The sequence below is a fragment of the Aeromonas sp. s6 genome (genome assembly GCF_040907815.1).
GTDB lineage: Bacteria > Pseudomonadota > Gammaproteobacteria > Enterobacterales > Aeromonadaceae > Aeromonas > Aeromonas caviae.
Map to the genome: position 1 here is coordinate 39672 of NZ_JBFOCN010000122.1, position 24267 is coordinate 63938.

Annotated in this window: 25 protein-coding genes; 5 read left to right on the top strand and 20 right to left on the bottom strand. The window is 63.4% G+C overall.

The genetic code is table 11. From position 1 onward, the window contains the following. Positions 1 to 29: 29 nt before the first annotated feature. From fliR to AB5Y50_RS19345, 20 genes are all read right to left on the bottom strand, one after another. Positions 30 to 827 carry a flagellar biosynthetic protein FliR gene (fliR, locus tag AB5Y50_RS19250; RefSeq protein WP_010673928.1) on the bottom strand — a complete coding sequence of 266 codons (798 nt, stop codon included), beginning with the start codon at positions 825 to 827 and terminating at the stop codon, positions 30 to 32. An 85-nt stretch (positions 828 to 912) separates the two neighbouring features. Next, positions 913 to 1182 carry a flagellar biosynthesis protein FliQ gene (gene fliQ, locus AB5Y50_RS19255; protein ID WP_010673927.1) on the bottom strand — a complete coding sequence of 90 codons (270 nt, stop codon included), beginning with the start codon at positions 1180 to 1182 and terminating at the stop codon, positions 913 to 915. Between the two features lie 122 nt (positions 1183 to 1304). Continuing rightward, entirely contained in the window at positions 1305 to 2063 is a 759-nt protein-coding gene (fliP, locus tag AB5Y50_RS19260) for a flagellar type III secretion system pore protein FliP (RefSeq protein WP_010673926.1), read from the bottom strand. Then, positions 2050 to 2433, bottom strand: a complete 384-nt coding sequence (fliO, locus tag AB5Y50_RS19265; RefSeq protein WP_010673925.1) for a flagellar biosynthetic protein FliO — start codon at positions 2431 to 2433, stop codon at positions 2050 to 2052. The genes fliP and fliO overlap by 14 nt, the downstream gene beginning before the upstream one ends. Next, on the bottom strand, positions 2430 to 2825 hold the full coding sequence (fliN, locus tag AB5Y50_RS19270) for a flagellar motor switch protein FliN (RefSeq protein WP_010673924.1): 396 nt from the start codon (positions 2823 to 2825) through the stop codon (positions 2430 to 2432). Before fliN ends, fliO begins: the two co-directional genes overlap by 4 nt. Before the next feature lie 41 nt (positions 2826 to 2866). After that, complete coding sequence (gene fliM / locus AB5Y50_RS19275; RefSeq protein ID WP_010673923.1) at positions 2867 to 3940, bottom strand: flagellar motor switch protein FliM; 1074 nt, start codon at positions 3938 to 3940, stop codon at positions 2867 to 2869. A 10-nt stretch (positions 3941 to 3950) separates the two neighbouring features. After that, the gene (gene fliL, locus AB5Y50_RS19280) at positions 3951 to 4457 is read right to left on the bottom strand and encodes a flagellar basal body-associated protein FliL (RefSeq protein WP_010673922.1); all 507 of its coding nucleotides are present in this window, start codon (positions 4455 to 4457) and stop codon (positions 3951 to 3953) included. 57 nt (positions 4458 to 4514) lie between these two features. Then, complete coding sequence (locus AB5Y50_RS19285) at positions 4515 to 6452, bottom strand: flagellar hook-length control protein FliK (RefSeq protein ID WP_180911482.1); 1938 nt, start codon at positions 6450 to 6452, stop codon at positions 4515 to 4517. 87 nt (positions 6453 to 6539) lie between these two features. Further along, a complete protein-coding gene (gene fliJ / locus AB5Y50_RS19290; RefSeq protein WP_039039911.1) occupies positions 6540 to 6980 on the bottom strand; it encodes a flagellar export protein FliJ in 441 nt (146 codons plus the stop codon). Positions 6981 to 6996: 16 nt separating this feature from the next. After that, positions 6997 to 8328 (bottom strand): flagellar protein export ATPase FliI, encoded by a 1332-nt coding sequence (gene fliI, locus AB5Y50_RS19295; protein WP_113977747.1) that lies wholly within the window; start codon positions 8326 to 8328, stop codon positions 6997 to 6999. Positions 8329 to 8402: 74 nt separating this feature from the next. Further along, positions 8403 to 9206 (bottom strand): flagellar assembly protein FliH, encoded by an 804-nt coding sequence (gene fliH, locus AB5Y50_RS19300; RefSeq protein ID WP_180911481.1) that lies wholly within the window; start codon positions 9204 to 9206, stop codon positions 8403 to 8405. A gap of 70 nt (positions 9207 to 9276) precedes the next feature. Then, the gene (gene fliG, locus AB5Y50_RS19305) at positions 9277 to 10338 is read right to left on the bottom strand and encodes a flagellar motor switch protein FliG (RefSeq protein WP_010673917.1); all 1062 of its coding nucleotides are present in this window, start codon (positions 10336 to 10338) and stop codon (positions 9277 to 9279) included. After that, complete coding sequence (gene fliF, locus AB5Y50_RS19310; RefSeq protein WP_010673916.1) at positions 10331 to 12031, bottom strand: flagellar basal-body MS-ring/collar protein FliF; 1701 nt, start codon at positions 12029 to 12031, stop codon at positions 10331 to 10333. The genes fliG and fliF overlap by 8 nt, the downstream gene beginning before the upstream one ends. A 55-nt stretch (positions 12032 to 12086) precedes the next feature. Next, positions 12087 to 12404: a flagellar hook-basal body complex protein FliE gene (fliE, locus tag AB5Y50_RS19315; RefSeq protein WP_029314161.1), complete on the bottom strand. Its 318-nt coding sequence runs from the start codon at positions 12402 to 12404 to the stop codon at positions 12087 to 12089. Between the two features lie 129 nt (positions 12405 to 12533). Then, the gene (locus AB5Y50_RS19320) at positions 12534 to 12920 is read right to left on the bottom strand and encodes a hypothetical protein (protein ID WP_048207225.1); all 387 of its coding nucleotides are present in this window, start codon (positions 12918 to 12920) and stop codon (positions 12534 to 12536) included. Positions 12921 to 13059: 139 nt separating this feature from the next. Next, complete coding sequence (locus AB5Y50_RS19325; protein ID WP_041212621.1) at positions 13060 to 13836, bottom strand: lipoprotein; 777 nt, start codon at positions 13834 to 13836, stop codon at positions 13060 to 13062. Between the two features lie 103 nt (positions 13837 to 13939). Continuing rightward, entirely contained in the window at positions 13940 to 14365 is a 426-nt protein-coding gene (gene arsC, locus AB5Y50_RS19330; protein ID WP_141712062.1) for a glutaredoxin-dependent arsenate reductase, read from the bottom strand. A 51-nt stretch (positions 14366 to 14416) separates the two neighbouring features. Further along, positions 14417 to 15481: an ACR3 family arsenite efflux transporter gene (arsB, locus tag AB5Y50_RS19335; protein WP_180911480.1), complete on the bottom strand. Its 1065-nt coding sequence runs from the start codon at positions 15479 to 15481 to the stop codon at positions 14417 to 14419. 84 nt (positions 15482 to 15565) lie between these two features. Further along, positions 15566 to 15934, bottom strand: a complete 369-nt coding sequence (locus AB5Y50_RS19340) for a helix-turn-helix transcriptional regulator (RefSeq protein ID WP_010673910.1) — start codon at positions 15932 to 15934, stop codon at positions 15566 to 15568. Positions 15935 to 16324: 390 nt separating this feature from the next. Beyond that, positions 16325 to 17416 carry an HD-GYP domain-containing protein gene (locus tag AB5Y50_RS19345; protein ID WP_180911479.1) on the bottom strand — a complete coding sequence of 364 codons (1092 nt, stop codon included), beginning with the start codon at positions 17414 to 17416 and terminating at the stop codon, positions 16325 to 16327. A gap of 267 nt (positions 17417 to 17683) precedes the next feature. Between AB5Y50_RS19345 and rimO the strand changes: the two genes are divergently transcribed. The 5 genes from rimO (at position 17684) to AB5Y50_RS19370 (ending at position 24267) form a co-directional block, all read left to right on the top strand. Continuing rightward, positions 17684 to 19012: a 30S ribosomal protein S12 methylthiotransferase RimO gene (gene rimO, locus AB5Y50_RS19350; protein ID WP_010673908.1), complete on the top strand. Its 1329-nt coding sequence runs from the start codon at positions 17684 to 17686 to the stop codon at positions 19010 to 19012. Between the two features lie 545 nt (positions 19013 to 19557). After that, entirely contained in the window at positions 19558 to 21240 is a 1683-nt protein-coding gene (locus tag AB5Y50_RS19355; protein ID WP_010673906.1) for an ABC transporter substrate-binding protein, read from the top strand. Between the two features lie 117 nt (positions 21241 to 21357). Continuing rightward, entirely contained in the window at positions 21358 to 22341 is a 984-nt protein-coding gene (locus tag AB5Y50_RS19360; RefSeq protein ID WP_010673905.1) for an ABC transporter permease, read from the top strand. Between the two features lies 1 nt (position 22342). Beyond that, positions 22343 to 23248: an ABC transporter permease gene (locus tag AB5Y50_RS19365; RefSeq protein ID WP_010673904.1), complete on the top strand. Its 906-nt coding sequence runs from the start codon at positions 22343 to 22345 to the stop codon at positions 23246 to 23248. Then, positions 23245 to 24267, top strand: a complete 1023-nt coding sequence (locus AB5Y50_RS19370; RefSeq protein WP_042015838.1) for an ABC transporter ATP-binding protein — start codon at positions 23245 to 23247, stop codon at positions 24265 to 24267. Before AB5Y50_RS19365 ends, AB5Y50_RS19370 begins: the two co-directional genes overlap by 4 nt.

Consider the following 24267-nt stretch of genomic DNA (forward strand, 5'->3'; position numbering starts at 1 on the left):
GCGGCAGAAGGACCGCAACCGGGAGGGCCTCAGTCATGCTGGCCCCCGAAGCACTGAACGTTGATGAGCTCGCAACTGGTCTCCTGCACCCGCTCCCAGAGCGCGTCGAAGTGTCCCATGAAGCCACCGATGGTGAGCCAGAGGATGAACAGGCCCGACATCATGCTGACCGCAAAGCCGATGCTGAAGATGTTGAGCTGGGGGGCCGCACGGGTCATCACCCCGAACGCGAAGTTGATCAGCAGCAGGGCGATGATGGCCGAAAGCGCCATCACCAGAGAAGCCTGATACATGACCCCGAGAAAGCTCACCAGGCTGCGGATGGCAGGCAGGGTGAGCCCGCTGTCAGATACCGGCAGGGTTTCGAAACTCAGCACCACCATGCGCAGCATCAGCAGGTGGCCGTCCACCGCGAGAAACACCAGGGTCGCCAGCATCAGGTAGAACTGGCCCACCACGGGAGCCGACTGGCCGTTCATGGGGTCCACCAGGGTGGCAAAGCCCAGGCTGGTCTGCATGGCGATGACCTGACCCGCCATCACGAAGGTCTCCAGCAGGAACTGGGTCATGAGGCCGAGCGCGATGCCGATGAGCAGTTGCTGCCCCAGCACCAGGAAGCTGCCGAGGGAGAAGAGCTCGATCTTCGGCATGGGGGGCAGCAGGGGGGCGATGATGAGGGTGATCGCCAGCGCCAGGCCGATACGGATATGGGCGGGAGCGAGCCGGCTGCCGAAGACCGCCATCACCATCAGGAGACTGCTTACCCGGGCCAGGGGCCAGAGGATGGAGGAGAGCCACTCCATGATGAGCGCCGTGGTGTAGGTCATGACAGCGGCACTCCCGGCAGGGGCAGGCCAACGGGAGGACGCAGGCACCGATCTGCCAGAGCGAAAGGGTGGCCCTTGGCTGGCATCAGCCCACCACCTCGGGGATCTGGCTCACCATCAGCTGGAAGAAGTCCATCAGACTCTGCAATCCCCAGTGGGCCCCCGCTCCCAGGGCCAGCAGGGTGACCACCAGACGGGGCAGGAAGCTCAAGGTCTGTTCGTTGATGGAGGTGGCGGCCTGGAAGATGGCGACCACCAACCCCACCATCAGGCTCGGCAGGATCACGGCGCACACCATGATGGTCACCAGCCAAAGCGCCTCGCGAAAGACGTCGACGAAGGTTTCAGGACTCATTGCTCGCTCCTTGTGATGGGTTTGCCCAAGGCCGCATCCTCCCGGCCTCCTCCTTCGAGAGGAAGAGAGGCCTCGCGCCCTCCCCGAGTGAAGGGGAAAGCCGGGGGAGGGTCTGCCCTCCCCTAACCACCCGAGCCCAGCCCGAAGCTGGTGGCCAGGGAGCCCAGAATGAGGTTCCAGCCATCCACCATGACGAACAGCATCAGCTTGAACGGCAGGGAGACCAGCATGGGGGAGAGCATCATCATCCCCATGGCCATCAAAATACTGGCGACCACCAGATCGATGACCAGGAAGGGCAGAAACAGCATGAAGCCTATCTGGAAAGCGGTCTTGAGCTCGCTGGTGACGAAGGCCGGGATCAGCACCCGCAGCGGCACGTCAGCAGGCTCGGCCACCTGCACGTTCGCTATCTCCATGAAAGTATTGAGATCCTTGACCCGGGTCTGGGCCAGCATGAACTGGTGAATGGGCAGCTCCGCCTTCTCCAGGGCCTCCTTGGCCCCGATGGTCTCGGCCAGATAGGGCTGCAACGCCTCGTTGTTGATGCGATCCAGCACCGGCGACATGATGAAAAACGACATGAAGAGGGCGATGCCGATCAGCACCTGGTTGGAGGGGCTCTGCTGCAGACCGATGGCCTGGCGCAGGATGCCGAGCACCACGATGATCCGGGTGAAGGAGGTCATCATGATCACCATGGCCGGCAGGAAGGAGAGCGCGGTCATCAGCGCCAGCACCTGCAGGGTCAGGCTGTACTCCTGACTGCCATCCGCCATGGTCTTGACGGTGAGTGCAGACATGCCGTCCTGGGCCATCGCCAGGGGCGAGAGCACCAGGGAGAGCAGTGCCAGCCACCGGGTCCAGTTAACGTTTTTCATGCTTGCCCATCAGTTTGCCCAGTTGCTCGGAGAACGCCTGAGGCTGGCTCTCGTCCAGCGGCTCCTCCAGGCGATAGAGGAAGTTGACCTGCTGCGGCGTCACCCCGACCAGCAGCTGCTGGCCGCCCACCTTGACCACCATCAGCTTCTCCTTGTAGCCAAGGGGCAGGGTGGCGATGACCTTCATCTGGCCCCCTCCCATCACCTGGGAAAGCTTGCTCTTCTTGAGCAGGAAGCCCAGCACCAGAATGAGGCCGATCACCATCAGGCTGGAGAGCAGCCAGGAGGTGAGGCTGGGGGGATTGGCCCCTACCCCCGGGTTGGCCAGGGCAGGCAGGGAAAACAGCCACAACGGGAGCACACGGATCATTTGAGCTTCTTGATCCTTTCAATCTGGCTGATGACGTCGGTAAGGCGGATACCGAACTTGTCGTTCACCACCACCACCTCGCCGTGGGCGATCAGGGTGCCGTTGACCAGCACGTCCAGGGGCTCACCCGCCACCCGATCCAGCTCCACCACCGAGCCCTGGTTCAGTTGCAGCAGGTTGCGAATGCTGATCTGGCTGCGGCCCACTTCCATGGCGATGGTCACCGGGATGTCCAGAATGGTGTCCAGCTTGCGCCGCTCTTCGGCGCTGATGGGGGCTTCGTCCTTCAACTCCTCCAGGGGGGCAGGCTTGGCTTCGGCCGTGACCTGCTCCTCCAGTGCGGCCGCCCAGGCGTCAGCCATCAAATCCTGCTCGTCATCGGTTCCGCTCATCTTCAATTCCTCAGTGTTGCAACACCTCCCCGGGGGGAGGATCAATCAGGGTGTTTGTCAGAGATGCTTCGCTCGAGCTCTTCCAGCTCGGCTTCGCCATCAATGCGCACGCCCCCGCGAGTCACCAGATGCATCTCTGTCTTGACCCCGTCAGGGCGCTTGATCTTGTCGGTGATCTTGAGCGCCACGTTCTCCTTGGTGCGCCCCATCTTGGCGTGGAAGGTGGGCAAGTCCTCCACGAACACCAGCAGGTTCTCCGGCATCTCCACCGGGATGATGTCCCCGGGTCTGAGCTCCATCAGCTCACGCAAGGAGAGCTCGGTCTCCAGCAGCTTGGCCTTGAGCTCCACCTTGACGTCCATGATCTCGTCGCGCAGGGCCTTGCTCCAGCGCACGTCGGTATCCCCCTTGTCGCTCTGCACCCCCGCATCCAGCAGTTCGCGGATGGGTTCCAGCATGGAGTAGGGCATGGCCACGTGGAAGTCGCCGCCACCGCCGTCCAGCTCGATGTGGAAGGAGCTCACCACGATCACCTCGGTGGGGCTGACGATGTTCGCCATGGCCGGGTTCACTTCGGAGTCGAGGTATTCAAAGCCCACGTCCATCACCGGCGCCCAGGCATCCTTGTAGTCCTCGAACACCAGCTTGAGCAGCATCTGGATGATGCGCCGCTCGGTGGGGGTGAATTCCCGCCCCTCGATCTTGGCGTGGTAGCGGCCATCACCGCCAAAGAAGTTCTCCACCAGGATGAAGACGAGCCGCGCCTCCATGGTGATGAGCGCCGTCCCCTTGAGGGGGCGGAAACGCACCATGTTCAGGCTGGTGGGCACGAACAGGGTGTGGACATATTCGCCGAACTTGAGCATCTGCACGCCGTTGATGGAGACCTCGGCGGTGCGCCGCATCATGTTGAACAGGCTGATGCGCATGTGGCGGGCAAACCGTTCGTTCACCAGCTCCAGGGTCGGCATGCGGCCGCGGACGATGCGGTCCTGGGAGGAGAAGTCGAACTGGGCGATACCGGGATCCCCGGCAGCTCCCAGCTCTTCCTCCTCGACATCGTCGACGCCGTGCAGCAGGGCATCAATCTCGTCCTGACTTAACAGATCGCTCACGCTTCACCTTTCATTGCATGACAAAGCCGGTAAACAGCACTTGTTCGATTACGGGAGAAGAGACCAGGTCGTTCAGCACCCGGCGGCACTCTTCCAGCGAATCCTGACGCAGCTTCTCCTTGCCCTCGAAGGTCATCAGCTGTTCGGCGGTCGCCGAGCTGAAGACCCGCAGCAAGGTGCCTTCGATCAGGGGAATGTTCTGTTTGGCCAGGGTTTCGTCGGCGGTGCCGCGCACCATCAGCTGGATCTTGATCTGCACCAGCCGATCCCGCTGGCCTCCCGCCACGTTGAACACGAAGGGACGGGGCATGCCCACATAGAGCGAGGGCTGGGGCGTGTTCGCCTCCGGCTTGGCCTCGCTCTTTTCGGCAGCGGGCTCATCCCCACCGGCGAGCATGAACCAGGCGCCGGCGCCGCCCCCGCCAAGGAGCACGACGGCCAGGGCGACTATCATGATCAGCTTCTTTTTCTTGCCTGCCGCCGGATCCTTCAGCGTCAGTTCGTTATCGTCTGCCATCCCTTGTCCACCCTAGTCTCAAACTTGTTCGGTATCATAAACTTACTTAAGAATGCATCAAGCATAGAAATCGATTCCGGCATCGTTTGCCGATTCCACCAGCAGCGTGAGGTTGCGAGCGCTCCCCTCGGCCTCTCTGCCATCGCTGCCACCGCCATTTCCCCCCTGTCGCCCCTGGTCACCGAAACCGGACTGACCCTGGGAGGATGACTGCCCCTGCTGCTGGAAGGCTTGCTGCTGCGCCTGTTGCTGCACCACGGTCTGGCCGAGCTGGATCCCCTGCCCTGCCAGCATGTCGCGCAGGCGCGGCATGGCCTGCTCCAGCATCTCACGGGTCTGGCCATGCTGCACCACGAAGTGCACGCTGGCCTGGCTGGAGGCATCCATCTGGATTTGGATCTTCATCTTGCCAAGCCCCAGGGGGTCTAGCTGGATCTCCGCCTGCTGCAGCTTGTCCGCCAGCATCAGGTTCACCTTGTGGTGCAGCTGCTCGGGGGCCTCAGGGGTCGCCAGCTTGAGGTGGGGCAGGCTCTGAGGCTCCCGTCTGACGGTCGCCTCGGCCAGCGGTCTGTTCTCGCCGACCTGGCTCTGTGCCTGATGCAAAGGCTGGCTCCCCTCGGCGGGTTCACTGCCCTTGACCTCCATCCCCGACTGTTTGCCCAGCTCATCGAGCCGGGACTTGTCCACCGCGGGCTTAACCGACACGGCCGCGCCGGCGGCCACCACGGGGGCGCTCTCCATCTGGTCCAGGCCCGCCGAGAGGGCCGTCAGGGGGGCCTGTGCCCCCTGGGATTCGTGACGGGCCAGGATCTGCGGCGCCGCCTGGACTGGGGCCGGGTCCTCCGTCGTCACGGGCTGGCTGCTCCCTGCATTCGCTACAGGCTCGGCCCCTGCACGGGCTCCCTGCCCGCTCGCGGCCTCGGCCTGTCTGGCCTCACCGGCGACAGGGGCCTCCTTCTCTGCCCCTGCTGCCGTCGCGGGCGGGGCGGACTCCGGTGTGGCCGCAGGGGCCGGCCCCTGCGCCACCGTCCGGATCACGCCATCGCCATAGGCGCTGGCGGCACGGGAAGCGGTTGCCCCCTGTCCGGCCGACGCCAGGGGATCGCTCACCCGTGCCTCTTGCGATGAGTCAGCCCGGGTGACAGTGGGAGCCTGGGCGTTTTCTCCGGCCACCACTTTGGCGAGCAGGGCGGCACGCTCCTGACCCGAGAGAGGGGGCTCGGCCCCCTTGGCACCCGGCTCCGCTCCCTTGCCTGCCATGGGCTGGCGGGTCGCTCCGCCCTGGTCGGCCACGGCAGTGTCATCGGCCAAGGGGGGCTCTTCCGCCCCCTGCGGCAGAGCCCCCTGACCGCTTGGCACGGCGCTGGCGCCTTGGGCCGCACCGGGAGCTGCCTTCGTTTTGTTCCCTTCCTGCTGACGCTCTGGCGTCATCTGCGGCAGGAAGGCGCTCCCCTCTGCCGCCTCCACGCCCTCTGCCGCCTCCACGCCCTCTGCCATCCCCACGTCCTCTGCCATTCCCACCCCCTCTGCCATCCCAGGCGCAGCGGCGCCAGGCGGCAAGGGGTTGCCGTCCACAGGCGCCGCTGCCTCACCGGCCAGGGCGGGCGATGTCGGGGGCACCACCAGGCTCACATCCTGGCGCAGGGAGGCTTGCAACTGTTGCAGGAAGTCGTCGGGAGGCAGCTCCCCCTCGTCGTCCGCCCCCTTCGAGGAAGACGCGGACTCGGTGGCGGGCTCGTCAGACGCCAAAGATTTGGCAGCCGGGGCAAGCCCCTCCCGGGCGCCCTCGGCGGGCCCCTGGAGCGCTGGATTTCCCTGACTGGCTGGCGCCTTGCCCATCAGCTGGGCCATGGCCATAGCTTGCGAGAAGGCGGCCTTGCCCTCGCCTGACGGCTGCACACCCCCTTCGCCCCCCACGGTGGGAGCCAGCAGGGTGGCGCTGCCATCGGCAGAAGGCGCCTGGGGGAGAGTGCTAATCAAGGGGGTCTGTATCATGCTGGGATCCCTGACGACGATTCGGTGACGGCCGCACGTGCGGTCATGACTTGGCCCATCGGCCTCGCATGACCGGAAGAAAGCAAATTACAGGCCAGATTGGTGATAACGACGCAGGATGGCGTAGTCATCCAGCATCTTCTGCTCCTGGCGCTGGGCCTTCTGGCGCACCTTGTCCGCCTTCTTCTCCAGCAGCAGCTCGACCGCCTTGCGCCGCTGCTGGGCTTCGAGCCACTGGGTGCGGCACTCGGCCAGCGCCTCGCGCACCTGCAACACCCCTTGGTACTGCTGGGTCGCCGCGTTTTCGAGCTTGTTGATGAAGGCGTGATACTGGCTGTTCTGCTGGGGGCTGATCCCCTGCAGACCGCGCTCCGTCCACTGCTGGTGGTAGATCTGGCGGTACTGGTTGAGGGCGTTTTGCTGATCCATGAACAGCTTGAGATCCTGCTGGGCCTTGGCAAGCGCCATGGCGGCCTGCTGTTCGGCCTCCTCCAGCCGACTCGCCAGCAACGTCAATCCTTTACTCATAAGGGCTCTCCACCGGTCAACGCATCAGGGGCATGGCCACCAGTTGCAGGGATTGCAGGCCTTCATCGTAGTGAATGACCTCGCGCATTTTCTGCTGCAAGAACTGATCCAGATAGGGTTTCTGGATGATGGCCCGGTCGATGCGCGGATCCGATCCCTGGCTGTAGGCGCCGATGGTGATGAGATCCCGGTTCTGCTGGTAGAGGGAGTAGAACTGCTTGAAGGTGCGCGCCAGCTCCATGTGCTCAGGCGAGGTGACCATGGGCATGACCCGGCTGATGGACTTCTCGATGTCGATGGCCGGGTAGTGCCCCGCATCCGCCAGCTCCCGCGCCAGCACGATGTGGCCGTCGAGGATGGCCCGCGCCGCATCGGCGATGGGGTCCTGCAGATCGTCCCCCTCCGTCAGCACGGTGAAGAACGCCGTGATGGAACCCTGACCGTCGCTGCCGTTGCCGGCCCGCTCCACCAGCGCCGGCAATTTGGCAAACACCGAGGGCGGATAACCCTTGGTGGCCGGCGGCTCTCCCACCGCCAGGGCAATTTCGCGCTGGGCCTGGGCGTAACGGGTGAGGGAGTCCATCAGCAGCAGCACGTTGAGCCCCTGATCCCGGAAGTATTCTGCGATGGCGAGCGCCGTCTCGCACCCCTTGAGACGCATCAGCGGGGAGGCATCGGCGGGGGCGGCCACCACCACGGCGCGCTCGCGCCCCTCGGCGCCGAGGATCTCCTCGATGAACTCCTTCACCTCCCGGCCCCGCTCGCCGATGAGACCCACCACGACGACATCCGCCACCGAGCCCCGGGTCATCATGCCAAGCAGCACGGATTTGCCGACACCGGAGCCGGCGAACAGCCCCATGCGCTGACCCCGGCCCACGGTGAGCACGGCATTGATGGCCCGTACCCCCACGTCCATGGGTTGATGGATGGGGCGACGGGCCAGGGGATTGATGCGGTGCTGGGCGAACTGCACCGTCTGGGACGAGAGGATGGGGCCGAGCCCGTCCAGGGGCTGGCCGATGCCATCGATGACCCGGCCAAGCAGACTCATGCCCACCGGAATGCCGTGATCTTCGGTGACGGGCACCACCCGGGCGCCGGGAATGACCCCCTTGAGCTGCTCGCTCGGCATCAAGAACAGGCGATCCCCGGCAAACCCCACCACCTCGGCCTCCAGGGCCCCATCCTGGGTATCGATGCGGCACAGGGAGCCGATGGCGGCGCGGCAGCCAATGGCTTCCAGGGTCAACCCCACCACCCGGGTGAGCTTGCCCGCCACCGGCGGTATGGGGGCCTGCTCGCGAACCCGGTAGCCTTTAAGCCGATCAAGAAGGGGTGCCGTCATGTCGCCTCCGACGATGAGTGCCTGATGATGCCGTCAGCAGGGCGCTGCACGACGGGTTCGAACCGGGCCATGGCTCAGCTCGCGTTGTCACGCAGGAAATTGCGCAGCAGTTGATCGATGCGCCCGGAGAGGGTGAGATCGATGCTGGAAAGCTCGGTGGCCAGTTGCAGATCGCCGGGGGAGAAGGTGGGCTCGCTTTGCAGCCGCCAGTGGCGCCTGGCGCACTCCTCTGCGCCAAAGGTGGCCTCTACCCGGGTCACATCCTCCGGATGCAACATCAGGGTGACCCCCTGCTCGGCGGCAGGGAGCAGGGCCAACCCCTGCTTGAGGGCCTCCAGCAGCAGCGTGGGGGAGGTTTGCGCCTCATGGCGGATGAGGGCGTGGGCGAGCTGTTGCACCAGGGCGATGAGCTGCTGCTCCACCGCCTCGTCCATCTCGCCAAGGGGAGTGGCCAGGCGTGAGACCAGGGCTTGCCAGCGGGCTATCTCCAGCTCCACCTGCTCCCGCCCCATGGCGAGTCCCTCTTCCCTGCCCTGCTCCAGCCCGGCCTGGTGGCCCTGCTGCAAGCCTTCGAGCTTGCCCTCTTCCAGCCCCTTGGCAAAACCGGCCTCGCGCCCATCGCGCATCCCCTCTTCCCAGGCGGCCTGACGAATCGCCTCCACCTCTTCGGCGGTGATGCTGGGGGCGGGCTCTTCGGGTTGTTCTTCCGGCAGGGCCGCATCAGCCTGCTCCTGACGATACCAGTCAGGAGCCAGCCCCAGGGCATTGGTCTCGACCTCGGCTTCGGTCTCCATCTCTGGCCAGCCCCAGGTCTCAATCTGCGCCGTGTCGGACTCGGGCCTCAGATAGCCGCGCAGTTTGCTGTTCTTGTCATTCATGTGCCGAAGAGACTCCTATCGAGGGCCGGGTACAGGGGCCGACATCATCGCACATTCCATGGCCCATGGCTTAGAGGAACTCTTCGCCACCACCCGCCCCCAGCATGATCTCGCCCGCATCCGCCAGGCGGCGCGCCGTAGAGAGGATCTCCTTCTGGGCGGCCTCCACCTCGGAGACCCGGATCGGCCCCATGGCCTCGAGGTCGTCCGCCAGCATCTCGGCGGCCCGCTTGGACATGTTCTTGAATACTTTTTCCCGCATCTGGTCGTCCGACCCCTTGAGGGCCCGTTGCAGCAGATCCCCGGGCACTTCCCGCAACAGGGTCTGGATGCCCCGATCGTCCACGTCGATGAGGTTTTCGAACACGAACATCAGATCCTGGATCTGCTGGCTCATCTCCTCGTCCGACTCGCGGATGGAGTCCATCAGCTGCCCTTCGATGTTGGTGTCCAGGTAGTTCATGATGTTGGCCGCCGCCTTCAGGCCGCCCATCTTGGCCGCCTGGGCACCGGCTGCACCGGCGAACTGTTTCTCCATGATGTCGTTGAGCTCCTGCAGCGCCGCCGGTTGCACCTCTTCGAGGTTGGCGATGCGCATCACCAGATCCAGGCGCACCTGCTCCGGGAACTGGCTCAGGATCTCGGCGGACTGCTCCGGCTCCAGATAGGAGAGGACGATGGTCTGGATCTGCGGGTGCTCATTCTGGATGATGCTGGCCACCTGGCGGGCATCCATCCACTTGAGGGAGTCGAGGCCGCGGGCGCCTGACCCCAGGATGATCTGATCCACCAGGTTGCTGGCCTTGTCCTCCCCGAGCGCCGCCACCAGGGCTTTGCGCACGAAGTCTTCACTGCCGATGCCGATGTTGGTGTACTTCTGGATGTCGTCGATAAATTGACGATGCACCGCCGCCACCCGATCGTGGCTGAAATCCGACATGGAGGCCATGGACATGCCGAGCCGCTGCACCTGCTTGGGCTCGAGGTGGCGGAAGATCTGGGCCGCGTCCTCCTCGTTGAGGCTCAGCATCAACACCGCCGCCATCTCCATGCCGCCCATCTGATCCAGGATCAGGCGCTGGCTTTCGGTGATGTCGTTGCCGGTGACCTGGCTTTTATTCTCTTCAGGCATCTTTGGTTACCCATTCTTTGATGACCTGGGCGGCCAGGTCAGGTTCGTTCGCTACCAGGGCGCGCACGGCCTTGAGCAGATCCTCGTCACGGTGCAGGTCAGGCAGCTTGAGCTGACCATCCCGCAGACCGAATACCGGTTCGGCCTCGGCCTGGGCGGCCAGCAGGCTCAGTTCGTCGTCGCCACCCAGCACGGTGTGGTTGTCGAAGTCCAGCTCCCCTTCCGGCTTGGCGTCCGGGTAGAGCAGGCGCTTGAGCATGGGCCGCACCACGGTGACGATGAGCACTATGATAACCAGCACGGAGGCGGCGATGCGCACCGCGCGCCAGAACCAGGGCTGCTCGTAGAGAGGGATGTCGGCCACGGTCTCGAGTTCCGGGCGGTTGAACGGAATGGCGACCACCTCCAGGGTATCCCCCCGGGTCACGTCAAAGCCCAGACCGCCGCTCAGCAGACGGCGCAGGGTATCGAGTTCGGCCTGGCTGCGGGCTTCCCGGGTCACGGCACCGTCGGCGCCGGGGATGGCCTTGTAATCTACCGCCACCGACACCGTCATGCGGCGAATGCCGCCCTGCTGGCGCCGGATGTGGCTGACGGTGGTGTCCAGTTCGAAGTTGCGGGTCGCTTCCTTGCGGGAACGGCCGGAAGAGGCGGTTCCTTCTGCGCCGGCTGCCTGCTCGGGAATGTTGGACGCAGCGGGCGGCTGGTTGGAGAGGGCACCGGGTACCCCGCCGTTGCTGCCGCTGGCGCTGTTCTCTTCCATGGTCATTTCGGAGCGCACCGCCGGCAGGTCCGGGTTGTAGGTCTTGCGGGTCTGTTCCTGCTGGGAGAAGTCGAGGGAGAGATCCACCTCTGCCGTATAGTTGTCGGCCCCCAGCACCGGGATCAGGATGGCGTCAATTTTTTGTTTGTATTCGAGCTCCTGCTTCTGCTGCATCGCAAACTCCTTGCGGGTCTGGGCAGAGAGGGGATCCTGGGAGCCGGAGTTGAGCAGGCGACCGTTCTGGTCGGTCACGGTGACGCGGGTCGGCTCCAGACCGTGAACGGCGGAGGCGACCATGTCGACGATGGAGTCCACCTCACCCTGGCCCAGGGCGTTGCCCTTGAGGCTCAGGACCACGGTGGCGCTGGGCTTGCGTTCGTTGCGGGCAAACACGTTGTCTTTCGGGATGGCCAGCAGCACCTGGGCCTTGGCGACGTTCTGGAACTGCTCGATGGCGCTCGCCAGCTGGCGCTCGCGGCTCAGTTTCAGGCGCTCGCTCTCCATGCGCTGGCTGACGCCGAAGCTGGAGTCCTTGAGCAGGATGGCTTCGCCGTCGTTGCTGGCGTCGCTGTTGTTGGCCAGACCGGCGCGGGTCAGGCGCAACCGGATGTCCGCATAGTTTTCGGCACTGACCAGCACGCTCTTGCCGTCCACCTGATAGGGGATCTTCTGCTGATCCAGGTAATCCAGGGTGGAGACCAGCTCCTGGGTGGTGAAGGTGCCGAGGGGACGCATCTCCGGCTCCTTGCCCCACAAGAGGATGAAGACGGCGATGGCCAGACAGATGGTCAGCCCCAGGATCAGGGTGATCTGGCGCAACACATCGGTGTTGGACAGGAAGCCCAGCGCCGAGCTCTTCTGCTCGTGCTCGTCGAGGGCGGCCGCCCCCTCGTTGTTGATCAGCAGATCGCCGTTTTGATCAGTTGCCACGGTTTATGTCCTTGTTGCTGACATCTTCATGATGCTCGGTCGCCATGGGCCCGAGTTACACCGGCATGTTCATGATGGTCTTGTAGGCATCGACCATCTTGTTGCGCACCTGCACCGTCGCCTCGAAGGCGATGGAGGATTTCTGGCCGGCGATCATCACCTGGGAGAGATCCACCGACTTGTCGCCGAGATCGAAGCGGGTACGCAGATCGTTGGCGGTGCCCTGCAACTCGTTGACGTTGTCCAGGGCCTGTTGCAGCATCTGGCCGAAATCCGAGCTGACCGGACGACCGGGCTGGGTCAACGGCGTGGCACCGGCTTCCACCTTGAGGGCCTGCATCTCTTGCATCAGGCTGCTTGCGCTAATTTCCATCTTCCCTTCCCAGACAAATCATTGACACTGACTGGCTTGAAGCAATAAAGGTGCCAACCAGAGCAAGATCTCGAGATCAGGGATAAAAGCGGGGCGCGATCAGGCCGGCGGGCACCGGCAATCCGGGGATCAGGCCGCAGATCCGGGGGGATCGCCCAGCAACAGCCGCAGGTAACTCAGGTGCAGATCGTAGTGCTCGCCTGCAGGCAGCTTGGCCAGCACCTCGTCGCGCAGGTAGCGGGCCTTCTCCCCCGCCTGCTCGGGGGCCACCAGCCCCACGCTCACCAGCCTGGCGATGATGGCATGGGAAAGCGCCAGGCAGGCCTCGTCGGCCTCTCCCCAACCGAAGGATGTCCCCTGATCACTCTGTGTCAGGCAGGGCTCGAGCGGTGCTACCAGATCCCCCCAGACCCAGAACGCGGCCGGGATCCCCTCCTGCAAGCGCAGATAGATGCTCTGCTTGTCCCACTCCCGGCGGTGGGCAGCCATCCGCTCCTGTTCGGCCTCATGGGTCATCTTGCTCTCCTGGTCGCTGGACTCTATGCGGCGCCCATGAAAAAGAGGGCCCAAGGCCCTCTTTTTACTGCAAGTCCCGACAATTAAACAGAGTGCACCTCGATCTCCTCCAAGAAAAAACGAGTCAGATCGGCAGGGATCACTTGTTCAGGTCATCATCCAGCCAGTACTTGGAGCCCGAGATGTTGGCGTCAAGCAACAGCCCCTTCTCGCCAATCTGGTAGATGGCCATGCCGCCATTGTATTTGGCGGTGAGCTCGGCGCTCTCCTTGCCCGCCACGGCGCCCACCTCGGAGGTGGCTTCCCACCCTTTGCTGACGAAGGCATCGAACCTCGCCTTGTCCTCGAACAGGATCACCTGCTGGTAGAACTTGCCGCCGATCCCGGCCGCAAGACCGGCACCGAACATCTTCATGTAGGTGTGCTTGCCACTGGTACGATTGACGGCCACCCCGGCCCCCTGATTGGTGTGGATCATCAGGGAGAACTTGCGCGAGTCGAACACCGCATAGCCATAAGCCTTGTCAAACAGCAACTTGGCCGAGGGCTGCTCGTTGAACAGCCGCACCAGGGCGGTATCGGCCATGGTATCGAGGGCGGTTCTCGCCTCCTCCGGGGTCTTGGGTTCGAGCATGGTGTCGAGCTTCTTGTCGGCGGCGGTCAGCCACTCCTTGCCGGTGGCCGCGCTCTCTGCCGTCCAGGCCCCCGCCTTGTTGTAGGCTTCGGCCCCCCAGCTGGACACCGACTCCCAGGTTTCCTTGGAAAAATCGGTGATCCCCTTCCACGCCTCCTTGCTGGTATCGCTCACCGCGGTACCGAGTTCGGAGGCGGCCTCCTTCAGCTTTGCCCAGTCGGCCAGACCGGGGGTTGAGGCCAGCGCCAGTGCCGTGGCTATCACCAAGAATCGAATCTTCATTGTTTCCACCCTCTGTGATGAGTCGAAGGTCACAGTAGCAGATCTGGCGCCTGCCCGTTAAGGGCATCCCCCCGGCGCGGGTCAGACGCTGACGCGCAGGGGCTCAACGAAGCCGTTTGCCCTGGCCGTCCACCACCTGCTCGCCATCCTCCTTGGCAAACGCCCCTTGCTGCGGGTCGGGCAGGATATCGAGCACCACCTCCGACGGGCGGCACAGCCGGGTGCCGAGGGGGGTGACCACGATGGGCCGGTTGATGAGGATGGGGTGGGCCAGCATGGCATCGATCAGTTCGTCATCGCTGAAGCGATCTTCTGCCAGCGCCAGCGCCTCGTAGGGGGACACGTTCTTTCGCAGCAGTTCGCGCACCGGCATGCCCATGGCGGCGATCAGGGCCACCAGCTCGTCGCGGGAGGGGGGCGTCTCCAGATAGTGGATGATGGTGGGCTCCACGCCGCTGTTGCGAATCAGCGCGAGGGTGTTGCGGGAGGTGCCGCACTCCGGGTTGTGATAGATAGTGATTGCACTCATTTGCCTGTCTCTCATGACTCAAGTGAATAGAAATGGGTTAGTGGCCATCCGTTAGCGCTTTAGTCCCGCCTCGTACCAGGGTTTGCTGGCGTTGACGATGCGCACCACCAGCAGCATGACCGGCACCTCGATGAGCACCCCGACCACGGTGGCGAGCGCCGCGCCGGAATGAAAGCCGAACAGGCTGATGGCGGCGGCCACCGCCAGCTCGAAGAAGTTGGAGGCCCCGATCAGGGCGGAAGGGCAGGCCACCGAGTGCTTCTCCCCCACCTTGCGGTTGAGCCAGTAGGCAAGCCCGGAATTGAACAGCACCTGGATCAGGATGGGCACCGCCAGGAGGGCGATGACCAGCGGCTGCTCGATGATGGCGTTGCCTTGGAAGGCGAACAGCAGCACCAGGGTGAGCAGCAGGGCCGCCACCGACCAGGGCTGGATGCGGGTCATGACGCCGTCAAAATGGGCCTGCCCCTTTCTCAGCAAGGCCTTGCGCAGCAGCTGGGCGAGGATGACGGGGATGACGATGTAGAGCACCACCGAGGTGAGCAGGGTATCCCAGGGCACGACTATGCTGGAGACCCCGAGCAGCAGCGCCACCAGCGGAGCAAAAGCAAACACCATGATGAGGTCGTTCACCGCCACCTGCGACAGGGTGAAGTAGGGATCGCCGTTGGTGAGACGACTCCAGACAAACACCATGGCGGTGCAGGGGGCCGCTGCCAGCAGGATGAGGCCCGCCACGTAGCTGTCCAGCTGATCCGCCGGCAGCCAGTCGGCAAACAGCACGCGGATGAAGAGCCAGCCGAGGAAGGCCATGGAGAAGGGCTTGACCAGCCAGTTGATGAAGAGGGTGACCCCAATCCCCTTGAGGTGCCCCCTCACCTGATGCAGGGCGCCAAAATCTATCTTGAGCAGCATGGGGATGATCATCACCCAGATAAGCAGCCCCACCGGCAGGTTGACCCTGGCCACCTCCATGGCGCCGATGGCCTTGAAGAGACTCGGCAACCCCTGCCCCAGACCAATGCCCACCAGGATGCAGAGGGCGACCCAGGCGGTCAGATAACGTTCAAAAAAGCCGATGGCAGGGGCTGCCTTGGCCTCACAGCTTGCAGACATGATGACTCCCGGTGCGATCCACGCTCGCACCCCAGGTTGAATAGATGAATGACACGGCACATGGGCATCGACAGCCCTGGCCCGTTACGACTCGCCGCAGCAGGGCGACGGCCCCTCGGCGCGGGAAGCGCTGCCGGGCCCGGCGGGCAGCAGGCCGCACGCCTCGGGATGACCGGCGCAGCATTCCTCGGTGAGGTAGGCGATCACCCCCAGCATCAGGGGGATGTTGGCGCGGTAGCGCAGAAAGCGCCCCTCCTGCTCCACCGACAGCAACCCGGCGTTGAGCATCCCCTTGAGGTGAAACGAGAGGGTATTGGGGGCGATGTCGAGCTCGCCGGCCAGCTCCCCCGCGACCCGCCCCTCCAGCCCGGCCTTGACCAGCAGCCGCCACACCTCGAGCCGGATGCCGGAAGCCAGCGATTCAAAGACCTTGGTGGCCGTCTCTTTGTTCATGGGTCTCCCCCCTTGAATGCTTCATTTCAACTATACAAGAATTATTGAAATGATCAAAGTGTCACCACCTAGCCGACATCGCGACGGGACGGGCCACCAGAGGCGCCGTCCCGGCCATGTCGTGCCCGCCAGCGGCCTCATACCAGTCATATGGCTAATATATTTCCTCTCTTTATAAGGCAATCTTATGACCTTACCCCGGACAATCCTCCCGTTGGCCGCCCCGCTCACCGCGGCGCCCTGCCCCGCCGCAAAGCCGCAATGCCGCAGAACAACCCCCGGCGCCGGATGCACCAAAAGGCGATGAAACGAGAAATGGCCCCAGGCCCCGCCATCAGATGACGGGGCCTGGGGAATCCGGGAGAAACCGGGGAGGAGAGAGGGGCGCAATCAGGTGATCACGGGATCCCGATATTGCCGATGGATGGCACAAAACGCCTCCCGGCTTTGCAGCGCCGCCGCGACGCAGACAGGGTCGAACTGGCTGCCTGCATGGGTCTTGAGGTATTCAAAGGCCGTTTCGAGGGGCCAGGCCTGCTTGTAGGGACGCTCGCTGGTAAGGGCGTCAAACACATCCGCCACCGCAACGATGCGGGCTTCCAGGGGGATCGCCTCCCCCGCCAGTCCTTCCGGGTAACCCTGACCGTCGAAACGCTCGTGGTGGTAGGCGATGATGTTCTTCAGCATGTCGGTGTGATGGATGCCGTCCAGGCCGAACTCGCGGATCATCAGGGCGATCATCTCCCGCCCCTTGAAGGGGTGGGTCTTCATCACCCCGTACTCCTCGGCCGTGAGCTTGCCCGGCTTGAGCAGGATGGCGTCGGGTACCGCAATCTTGCCGATATCGTGCAGCTCGGAGAAGAGGTGAATGAACTCCACCTCCTCGTCACTCAAGGGGTAATGGGCCGCCACCTCCCGGGCGATGAGCCGCGAATAGGCCGACATCCGGTGCAGGTGATTGGCGGTCTCCTCGTCCCGGTAGCGGCTGAACTCCCGCACCGTGGTCAGGGCCACGTTCAGGGTCTGGATGGAGAAGAACTCCACCGCGATGATGGCCGCCAGGATCTGGGCATAGGCCGCCAGCTCACCGCAAATGGCGCCATCGAAGTAACCGGGCTCTTTGGCATCGCAAAACAGAAAGCCGAACAAGCGACTGTTGAGCAGCAGCGGCTCGGTATAGCTCGACGCGTACCCGGCCGCCAGCACTTTGCGGCTGTGCTCGGAGGGGGAGCCCAGCAGGGAATCCAGGGTATCGAGCCCCCTGGGCTGCTGGTGCTCGGCCAGGTAGCGCAGGGAAGGCACCTCGCTCAGCCTGACCTCGTACTGCAACAGCGGCGAGCCCCCGTCCGTGCTGTGGGCAAAGGTCTTGAGCTGGTCCGTCTGCGGGTCGTAGATGGCGATCGCCACCCGGCTCAACTTGTCAAACCGCTGCCTGAGGGTGGCGTGCACGTTCTGCACTTTCTCACCAAATGAACTCTCCATCCCGCACATCCTTCTGATAGGCCTGTTGGGAGTATAGTGACACCCGTTTTGCCCCTCCTGCCAAATGGTGACGGCGCACAGGGATCGTGATCCCGCCCGCACCGGCGACGGCCCCCTCCCTGCCCGTGGTCATGTCACGCCCGCCCCACCCCGCGTCCCCGGGCAAAGAGATTGTTCGCTTCCGACGTGTCGGCTGTATAGTTTTTGGTTAGCCATTCCGGTAAAATCCGCGCCCTTGAATAAGAGCCACCTAAGAGTGATTGAGCGATGTCCAACACAAAACAGGCCCCCAAAGTAGGATTCGTCTCCTTGGGTTGCCCCAAAAACCTGGTCGATTCCGAACGCATCCTGACCCAGCTGCGTACCGAAGGGTACGACGTGGTGCCCAGCTATGACGATGCGGAGCTGGTGGTGGTCAACACCTGCGGCTTCATCGACAGCGCGGTGCAGGAGTCCCTGGAAGCCATCGGTGAAGCCCTGGCCGAGAACGGCAAGGTGATCGTCACCGGCTGCCTGGGTGCCAAAGAGAACCAGATCCGCGAGATCCACCCCAAGGTGCTCGAGATCACCGGTCCCCACGCCTATGAAGAGGTGCTGGGCCACGTCCACAAATACGTGGAAAAACCCACCCACAACCCCTTCACCAGCCTGGTGCCGGCCCAAGGCGTCAAGCTGACCCCGCGCCACTACGCCTATCTCAAGATTTCCGAAGGCTGTAACCACCGCTGCACCTTCTGCATCATCCCCTCCATGCGCGGGGATCTGGTGAGCCGCCCCATCGGCGAAGTACTGGCCGAGGCCAAGCGCCTGAAAGAGGCTGGCGTGAAGGAGATCCTGGTGATCTCCCAGGACACCTCCGCCTACGGCGTGGACGTCAAGCACCGCACCGGTTTCTACGACGGCATGCCGGTCAAGACCAGCATGGTGGCCCTGTGCGAAGAGCTGGCCAAGCTCGGCATGTGGGTGCGCCTGCACTACGTCTACCCGTACCCACACGTGGATGACGTCATCCCCCTGATGCGCGACGGCAAGATCCTCCCCTACCTCGACATCCCGCTGCAGCACGCCAGCCCGCGCATCCTCAAATTGATGAAGCGCCCCGGCTCCGTCGAGCGCACCCTGGAGCGCATCCAGAAGTGGCGCGAGATCTGCCCCGAGATCACCCTGCGCTCCACCTTCATCGTCGGCTTCCCCGGCGAGACCGAGGAAGAGTTCCAGATGCTGCTGGACTTCATCGACAAGGCGGAACTAGACAGGGTTGGCTGCTTCAAATACAGCCCGGTCGAGGGTGCTAAGGCCAACGAGCTGCCGGATCCGGTGCCGGCCGAGGTGCAGGAAGAGCGCTTCCAGCGCTTCATGGAGCTGCAACAGCAGGTCTCCATCCGCAAGCTGGCCCGTAAAGTGGGCAAAGAGATGCTGGTGCTGATCGACGAGGTGGACGAAGAGGGCGCCACCGGCCGCTCCGCCGCCGATGCCCCCGAGATCGACGGCCTGGTCTACCTGAACGGCGAGACCGGCCTCAAGCCCGGCGACATGGTCAAGGTCCGCATCGACGAAGCGGACGAGTACGACCTCTGGGCCAGCCTGGTGGAATAATCACGCCACTCCCCCTCAAAGCCAGTCGGTCTCACCGACTGGCTTTTTTAATGTCCGCCGCCCGTCAGGCTCTTGCATGCCCCCCTGTCATCCCCTGTCCCGCCCCTCATCACCGATCTCCCTCCCCTCCCTCTTTTCGCACGCGCCCGTGAACCAGCGCACACTTCTCTCCTGCCACATGAGCCGCTTGTTTCCTGCACAAAAATAAGCCGTGTCAACGGGGAAAAAACGAGCACGATCCAGCTCACATTATCGTTGCCACAGGGAGTGGCAAGGAGACTTTTTACTTTGTGAGAATTAACGCAACTTTATAATTTAAAAGGATTTAAAATGCATTTTGACGATAATGACGTGCGCCGTGCAATTTTTACGATATCGACGAAATGAAGGGTTGTTGTTTTCCTGTTAATTCTGCTTTTCTAAGGGCGTTGGACGACACAACTACAAGGGTGCAAAACCTGACCAACAGCGAGGGCCGGTATCCAAGCATGCGATGTCGGTGCTCCATTCCAAAACCATGGAAGACCAATAAGAAAGGAAAAAATATGCTTGCCAAAGTATCCAAAATCGCAACCTCAGTCATGCTGGGAACTCTGCTTGCCGGTGCCACCGGCACAGCCATGGCCGCCGACAACAAGACGGTGCTGACACTGGTTGCCCAGCAGGAAACCGCATGGGTCAAGAACTTCAACCCCTTCCTGCAAGCGGGTCTGCTCCACACCACCCGTCACTTCATCTATGAGCCGCTGGTGATCTTCAACGATATGCAGGGTGGCAAACCCGTCTATCGTCTGGCCACCCACTACGCCTTCAGCGATGATCTGAAATCCGTCACCTTCGACCTGCGCGAAGGGGTCAAGTGGTCCGATGGTGAAGCCTTCACCGCCGACGACATCCTCTTCTCCTTCAACCTGGTCAAGGCCAACAAGGCGCTGGACGAGCGCTCCATCTGGACCCAGATCAAGGGTGTCGAGAAGCTGGGTGACCACAAGGTCAAATTCGACCTGGCCGAGATCAACACCAACGTGGTGAACGACCTGGTGCTGGTGCCCATCGTGCCGGAGCATCAGTGGAAGTCGGTGAAAGACCCGGTGGCATTCACCAACGACAAGCCGGTCGGGACCGGTCCCTTCACCGAAGTGGACAACTTCTCCGCCCAGCTCTACACCCAGTGCCGCAACCCGCACTACTGGGACAACGCCAGCCTCTCCATCGACTGCCTGCGCATGCCGCAGATGGCCACCAACGACCAGGTACTGGCCGCCGTGATGAAGGGTGACGTGGATTGGTTCGGCTCCTTCGTGCCGGACATCGAGCGCCTCTACGTCGGCAACGATCCCAAGAACAACAAGTACTGGTTCCCCGCTTCCGGCACAGTGGCGTTCAACGTCAACTTCCAGAGCAAGAACCCGGGCAACCACGAAGCCTTCAACGACATCAACTTCCGCCGCGCCTTCTCCATGGCCATGGACCGCCAGTCCATGGTGGACATCGCAGGCTACGGCTACCCCACCGTCAACGAGTACCCGTCAGGGCTTGGCAAGGCATTCGCCTCCTGGGACAACCCGGACGTCGAGAAGAAGTACGGCAAGTACAACAAGTTCGACCTGGAAGGGGCCAAGGCCCTGCTGAAACAGGCGGGCTACAAGGACTGTGACGGCGACAAGTTCCTCGACACCCCGAGCTGCAAGAAGATCGAGTTCAAGGTGCTGGTACCGAACGGCTGGACCGACTGGGTCAACACCGTCCAGATCGGGGTCGAAGGCCTGCAGGCCCTGGGCCTGAACGCCAAGACCGCCACCCCGGAAGCCACCGTCTGGACCGAGTCCCTGATCACCGGTGACTTCGACGTCGCCCTGCAGGGTTACTTTGCCGGTGCCAACCCGCACAAGTACTTCGAGACCGCCTTCCACTCCCGCAACATGGGTGAGCGCGGCAACCGCTTCGCGGCGCCCCGCTACAAGGATCCCGAGCTCGACAAGCTGATCGACGACTTCACCCAGACCGCCGATGCGGCCAAGCAGAAGGAGATCATGTTCGCCATCCAGGAGCGTGTCGGGGCCAACCAGACCATCATCCCGGTGTTCAACAACCCGACCTGGTACGAATACAGCACCAAGCGCTTCAATGGCTGGTTCAGTGCCGACAACCCGGTCGCCAAGCCGCAGGTTCACCCGGACACTCCGGAGCGTCTGCTGCACGTGCTGTCACTCAAGCCAAACAGCTAATCACCCCGGCCCCCTGCGGGGGGCCCTCTTCCCCGCCATGTCTTTCATCCCCCGCACCTGCCGGGGTTGGGGGAGCTTTGCCCGGCGCGGGGCAGGCTTGCAGTAAAAGGTATCACCATGGGATTTATACTTAGACGCTTCTCCTTCTATCTGGTCGCCTTCCTGGTGGCCGCCACCATCAACTTCCTGCTACCCAGAGCCATGCCGGGGGACCCCGTCTCCGTCATGTTTGCCCGGGCCGGCGCCATGATGGAACCCGCCGCACTGGAAGCCCTCAAAGCCACCTTCGGTTTCGTGGACGGCCCCATCGGCACCCAGTTTCTCACCTATGTGAAGAGCGTCTTCACCTGGGATCTCGGCACCTCGGTGCGCTACTACCCCCAACCGGTTGCCGACGTCCTCGGCCGCGCCATCGGCTGGACCCTGTTCCTGGTGGGCACCTCCACCATTCTGAGCTTCTCCATCGGCTCCATCGTCGGCATCTTCGCCGCCTGGTACCGGGGCGGACGCATGGACAGCATCCTCTCCCCGCTCACCCTGGTGATGCAGGCCATCCCCCCCGTGGTGGTCTCCCTGCTCGCCCTCTTCCTGTTCGGCGTGAGCCTCGGCTGGCTGCCCATCGGCTACGCCTACAGCCCCGAGATCCCCGCCGATTTTGGCTGGGAACACATCAAGAGCATCCTGCTGCACGCCATCATGCCGGTGGGCACCCTGGCCGCGGTGCAGGTAGGGGGTTTTCTCATCACCATGCGCAACAACATGATCAACCTCCTGGGCGAGGACTACATCACCATGGCCAAGGCCAAGGGGCTCTCCAGCAACCGGGTGATCTTCAACTACGGCGCCCGCAACGCCGTGCTGCCCAGCGTTACCGCCCTCTCCATGGCGCTCGGTTTCGTCATCGGCGGATCCCTCATCACCGAGGTGATCTTCAACTACCCCGGCCTGGGACTGACCCTCTATCAGGGCATCCTGGCCCGTGACTACCCCCTCATCCAGGGGCAACTGCTCATCATGACCATCACCATGCTCAGCTTCAATTTCCTGGCGGACGTGCTCTACGTCTTCCTGGATCCCCGTCTGCGTACAGGAGGCAAATAAGATGCGTATGCCGACTATCTTGAAAATCCTGCTGGGCAACAAGAAGGCCGCCTTCGGCCTCGCCATCGTGGTCACCTTCGTGCTGATGGCCCTGTTCGCCCCGCTGCTCGCCAGCAACGAACCCACCAAGCGGGTCGCCCGCCCCCACCAGCCCCCCAGCGTGGAGCTGGTGATGGGTTCCAACCGCATGGGCCACGATCTCTGGGCCCAGTTCACCAACGGCGCCCGCATCTCCCTGATGGTGGGCTTCGGGGCAGGCCTGCTGGTGTGCGCCCTGGCCATCACGGTGGGCATCACCGCCGGCTACTTCGGCGGCGTGGTGGACGAGTGCCTCACCTTCCTGATGAACGTGGTGCTGGTGATCCCAAACCTCCCCCTGTTGCTGGTGCTGGCAAGCTTCATCGGAGAGGCCTCCCCCATGGTGATCGCCCTCATCATAGGGTTGACCTCCTGGGCCTATGGTGCCCGGGTCATCCGCGCCCAGACCCTGGCCCTGCGGGAGAAGGAGTTCGTCATCGCCGCCGAGGTGCTGGGTGAACCGGCCTGGCGCATCATCCTGGTGGAGATACTGCCGAACCTCATCTCCATCATCGGGGTGAGCTTCATCGGCTCCATCATCTACGCCATCGTCACCGAGGCGACCCTGGAGTTCCTGGGCCTTGGCGACCCCACCGTCGTGAGCTGGGGCATCATGCTCTACAACGCCCAGACCTCCAGCGCCATCCTGGTGGGCGCCTGGTGGGAGATCCTGGCCCCCTGCTTCGCCATCGCCACCCTGGGGGCGGGTCTGGCCATGCTCAACTTCGCCATCGACGAAATCGCCAACCCGCAGCTTCGTTCCCACAAGGGCCTGCGTCGCTGGAAGCAGCTTGCCACTCCCATCACAGCTCAGGAGAAGACAGCATGAAGCCGCAACAACCCCTGCTGTCGGTGCGCCAGCTCTGCGTCGACTACATCACCGAGAGCGGCGACGTGCGCGCCGTCAATTCGGTCAGTTTTGACATCATGCCGGGTGAGGTGTTCGGCCTCGCCGGCGAGTCCGGCTGCGGCAAGTCCACGGTCGCCTTCTCGGTGGCCAGGCTGCACAAGCCGCCCGCCTACATCAGCGGCGGCGAGATCCTGTTCAAGGGAGAGAACATCCTCGGCTTCGATGACGAGCGGTTGCGCAGCTACCGCTGGCGCCAGGCGAGCGTGGTGTTCCAGTCCGCCATGAATGCGCTCAACCCCGTGCTGCGCATGGAGGAGCAGTTCTGCGACGTGCTCTTGGCCCACAACCCCGGCATGACCCGCTATGAGGCGATCAAGCGCGCCCAGGAGCTGCTGGAGATCGTCGACATCCACCCGAGCCGGCTCAAGGACTACCCGCACCAGTTCTCCGGCGGCATGCGCCAGCGGCTGGTGATCGCCATCGCCATGGCCCTCAACCCTGAGCTGCTCATCATGGACGAACCCACCACGGCGCTCGATGTGGTGGTGCAGCGGGAGATCCTACAGAAGGTCTATGCCCTGAAAGAGAAGTTCAACTTCTCCATCCTCTTCATCACCCATGACCTCTCGCTCATGGTCGAGTTCTGCGATCGCATCGGCATCATGTACGCGGGGGAACTGGTGGAGGTGGCGCCGGCCAAGGCGATCCTGACCGCGCCCCTGCACCCCTACACCCGGGGCCTTGGCAACTCCTTCCCGCCCCTGCACGGGCCCAAGACCGTGCTGGAGGGGATCCCTGGCAGCCCACTCAATCTGCTGGAGGTGCCGGTGGGCTGCCGCTTCCAGGCACGCTGCGCCAAGGTGCATGAGCGCTGCCGCCAGGAATACACCCGGCTGGCCGAGATCCGGCCCGGCCAACAGGCTGCCTGTCACCTTCATGAGGCAGCAGAGGAACAACCGGATCTTCCGATCCATCTGGACAAGGCCGCTGGCTGTTAA

Coding starts and splice junctions, on each gene's coding strand:
- fliR (WP_010673928.1), bottom strand. CDS start 827: ATGACCTACACCACGGCGCTCATCATGGAGTGGCTCTCCTCCATCCTC.
- fliQ (WP_010673927.1), bottom strand. CDS start 1,182: ATGAGTCCTGAAACCTTCGTCGACGTCTTTCGCGAGGCGCTTTGGCTG.
- fliP (WP_010673926.1), bottom strand. CDS start 2,063: ATGAAAAACGTTAACTGGACCCGGTGGCTGGCACTGCTCTCCCTGGTG.
- fliO (WP_010673925.1), bottom strand. CDS start 2,433: ATGATCCGTGTGCTCCCGTTGTGGCTGTTTTCCCTGCCTGCCCTGGCC.
- fliN (WP_010673924.1), bottom strand. CDS start 2,825: ATGAGCGGAACCGATGACGAGCAGGATTTGATGGCTGACGCCTGGGCG.
- fliL (WP_010673922.1), bottom strand. CDS start 4,457: ATGGCAGACGATAACGAACTGACGCTGAAGGATCCGGCGGCAGGCAAG.
- AB5Y50_RS19285 (WP_180911482.1), bottom strand. CDS start 6,452: ATGATACAGACCCCCTTGATTAGCACTCTCCCCCAGGCGCCTTCTGCC.
- fliJ (WP_039039911.1), bottom strand. CDS start 6,980: ATGAGTAAAGGATTGACGTTGCTGGCGAGTCGGCTGGAGGAGGCCGAA.
- fliI (WP_113977747.1), bottom strand. CDS start 8,328: ATGACGGCACCCCTTCTTGATCGGCTTAAAGGCTACCGGGTTCGCGAG.
- fliH (WP_180911481.1), bottom strand. CDS start 9,206: ATGAATGACAAGAACAGCAAACTGCGCGGCTATCTGAGGCCCGAGTCC.
- fliG (WP_010673917.1), bottom strand. CDS start 10,338: ATGCCTGAAGAGAATAAAAGCCAGGTCACCGGCAACGACATCACCGAA.
- fliE (WP_029314161.1), bottom strand. CDS start 12,404: ATGGAAATTAGCGCAAGCAGCCTGATGCAAGAGATGCAGGCCCTCAAG.
- AB5Y50_RS19320 (WP_048207225.1), bottom strand. CDS start 12,920: ATGACCCATGAGGCCGAACAGGAGCGGATGGCTGCCCACCGCCGGGAG.
- AB5Y50_RS19325 (WP_041212621.1), bottom strand. CDS start 13,836: ATGAAGATTCGATTCTTGGTGATAGCCACGGCACTGGCGCTGGCCTCA.
- arsC (WP_141712062.1), bottom strand. CDS start 14,365: ATGAGTGCAATCACTATCTATCACAACCCGGAGTGCGGCACCTCCCGC.
- arsB (WP_180911480.1), bottom strand. CDS start 15,481: ATGTCTGCAAGCTGTGAGGCCAAGGCAGCCCCTGCCATCGGCTTTTTT.
- AB5Y50_RS19340 (WP_010673910.1), bottom strand. CDS start 15,934: ATGAACAAAGAGACGGCCACCAAGGTCTTTGAATCGCTGGCTTCCGGC.
- AB5Y50_RS19345 (WP_180911479.1), bottom strand. CDS start 17,416: ATGGAGAGTTCATTTGGTGAGAAAGTGCAGAACGTGCACGCCACCCTC.
- rimO (WP_010673908.1), top strand. CDS start 17,684: ATGTCCAACACAAAACAGGCCCCCAAAGTAGGATTCGTCTCCTTGGGT.
- AB5Y50_RS19355 (WP_010673906.1), top strand. CDS start 19,558: ATGCTTGCCAAAGTATCCAAAATCGCAACCTCAGTCATGCTGGGAACT.
- AB5Y50_RS19360 (WP_010673905.1), top strand. CDS start 21,358: ATGGGATTTATACTTAGACGCTTCTCCTTCTATCTGGTCGCCTTCCTG.
- AB5Y50_RS19365 (WP_010673904.1), top strand. CDS start 22,343: ATGCGTATGCCGACTATCTTGAAAATCCTGCTGGGCAACAAGAAGGCC.
- AB5Y50_RS19370 (WP_042015838.1), top strand. CDS start 23,245: ATGAAGCCGCAACAACCCCTGCTGTCGGTGCGCCAGCTCTGCGTCGAC.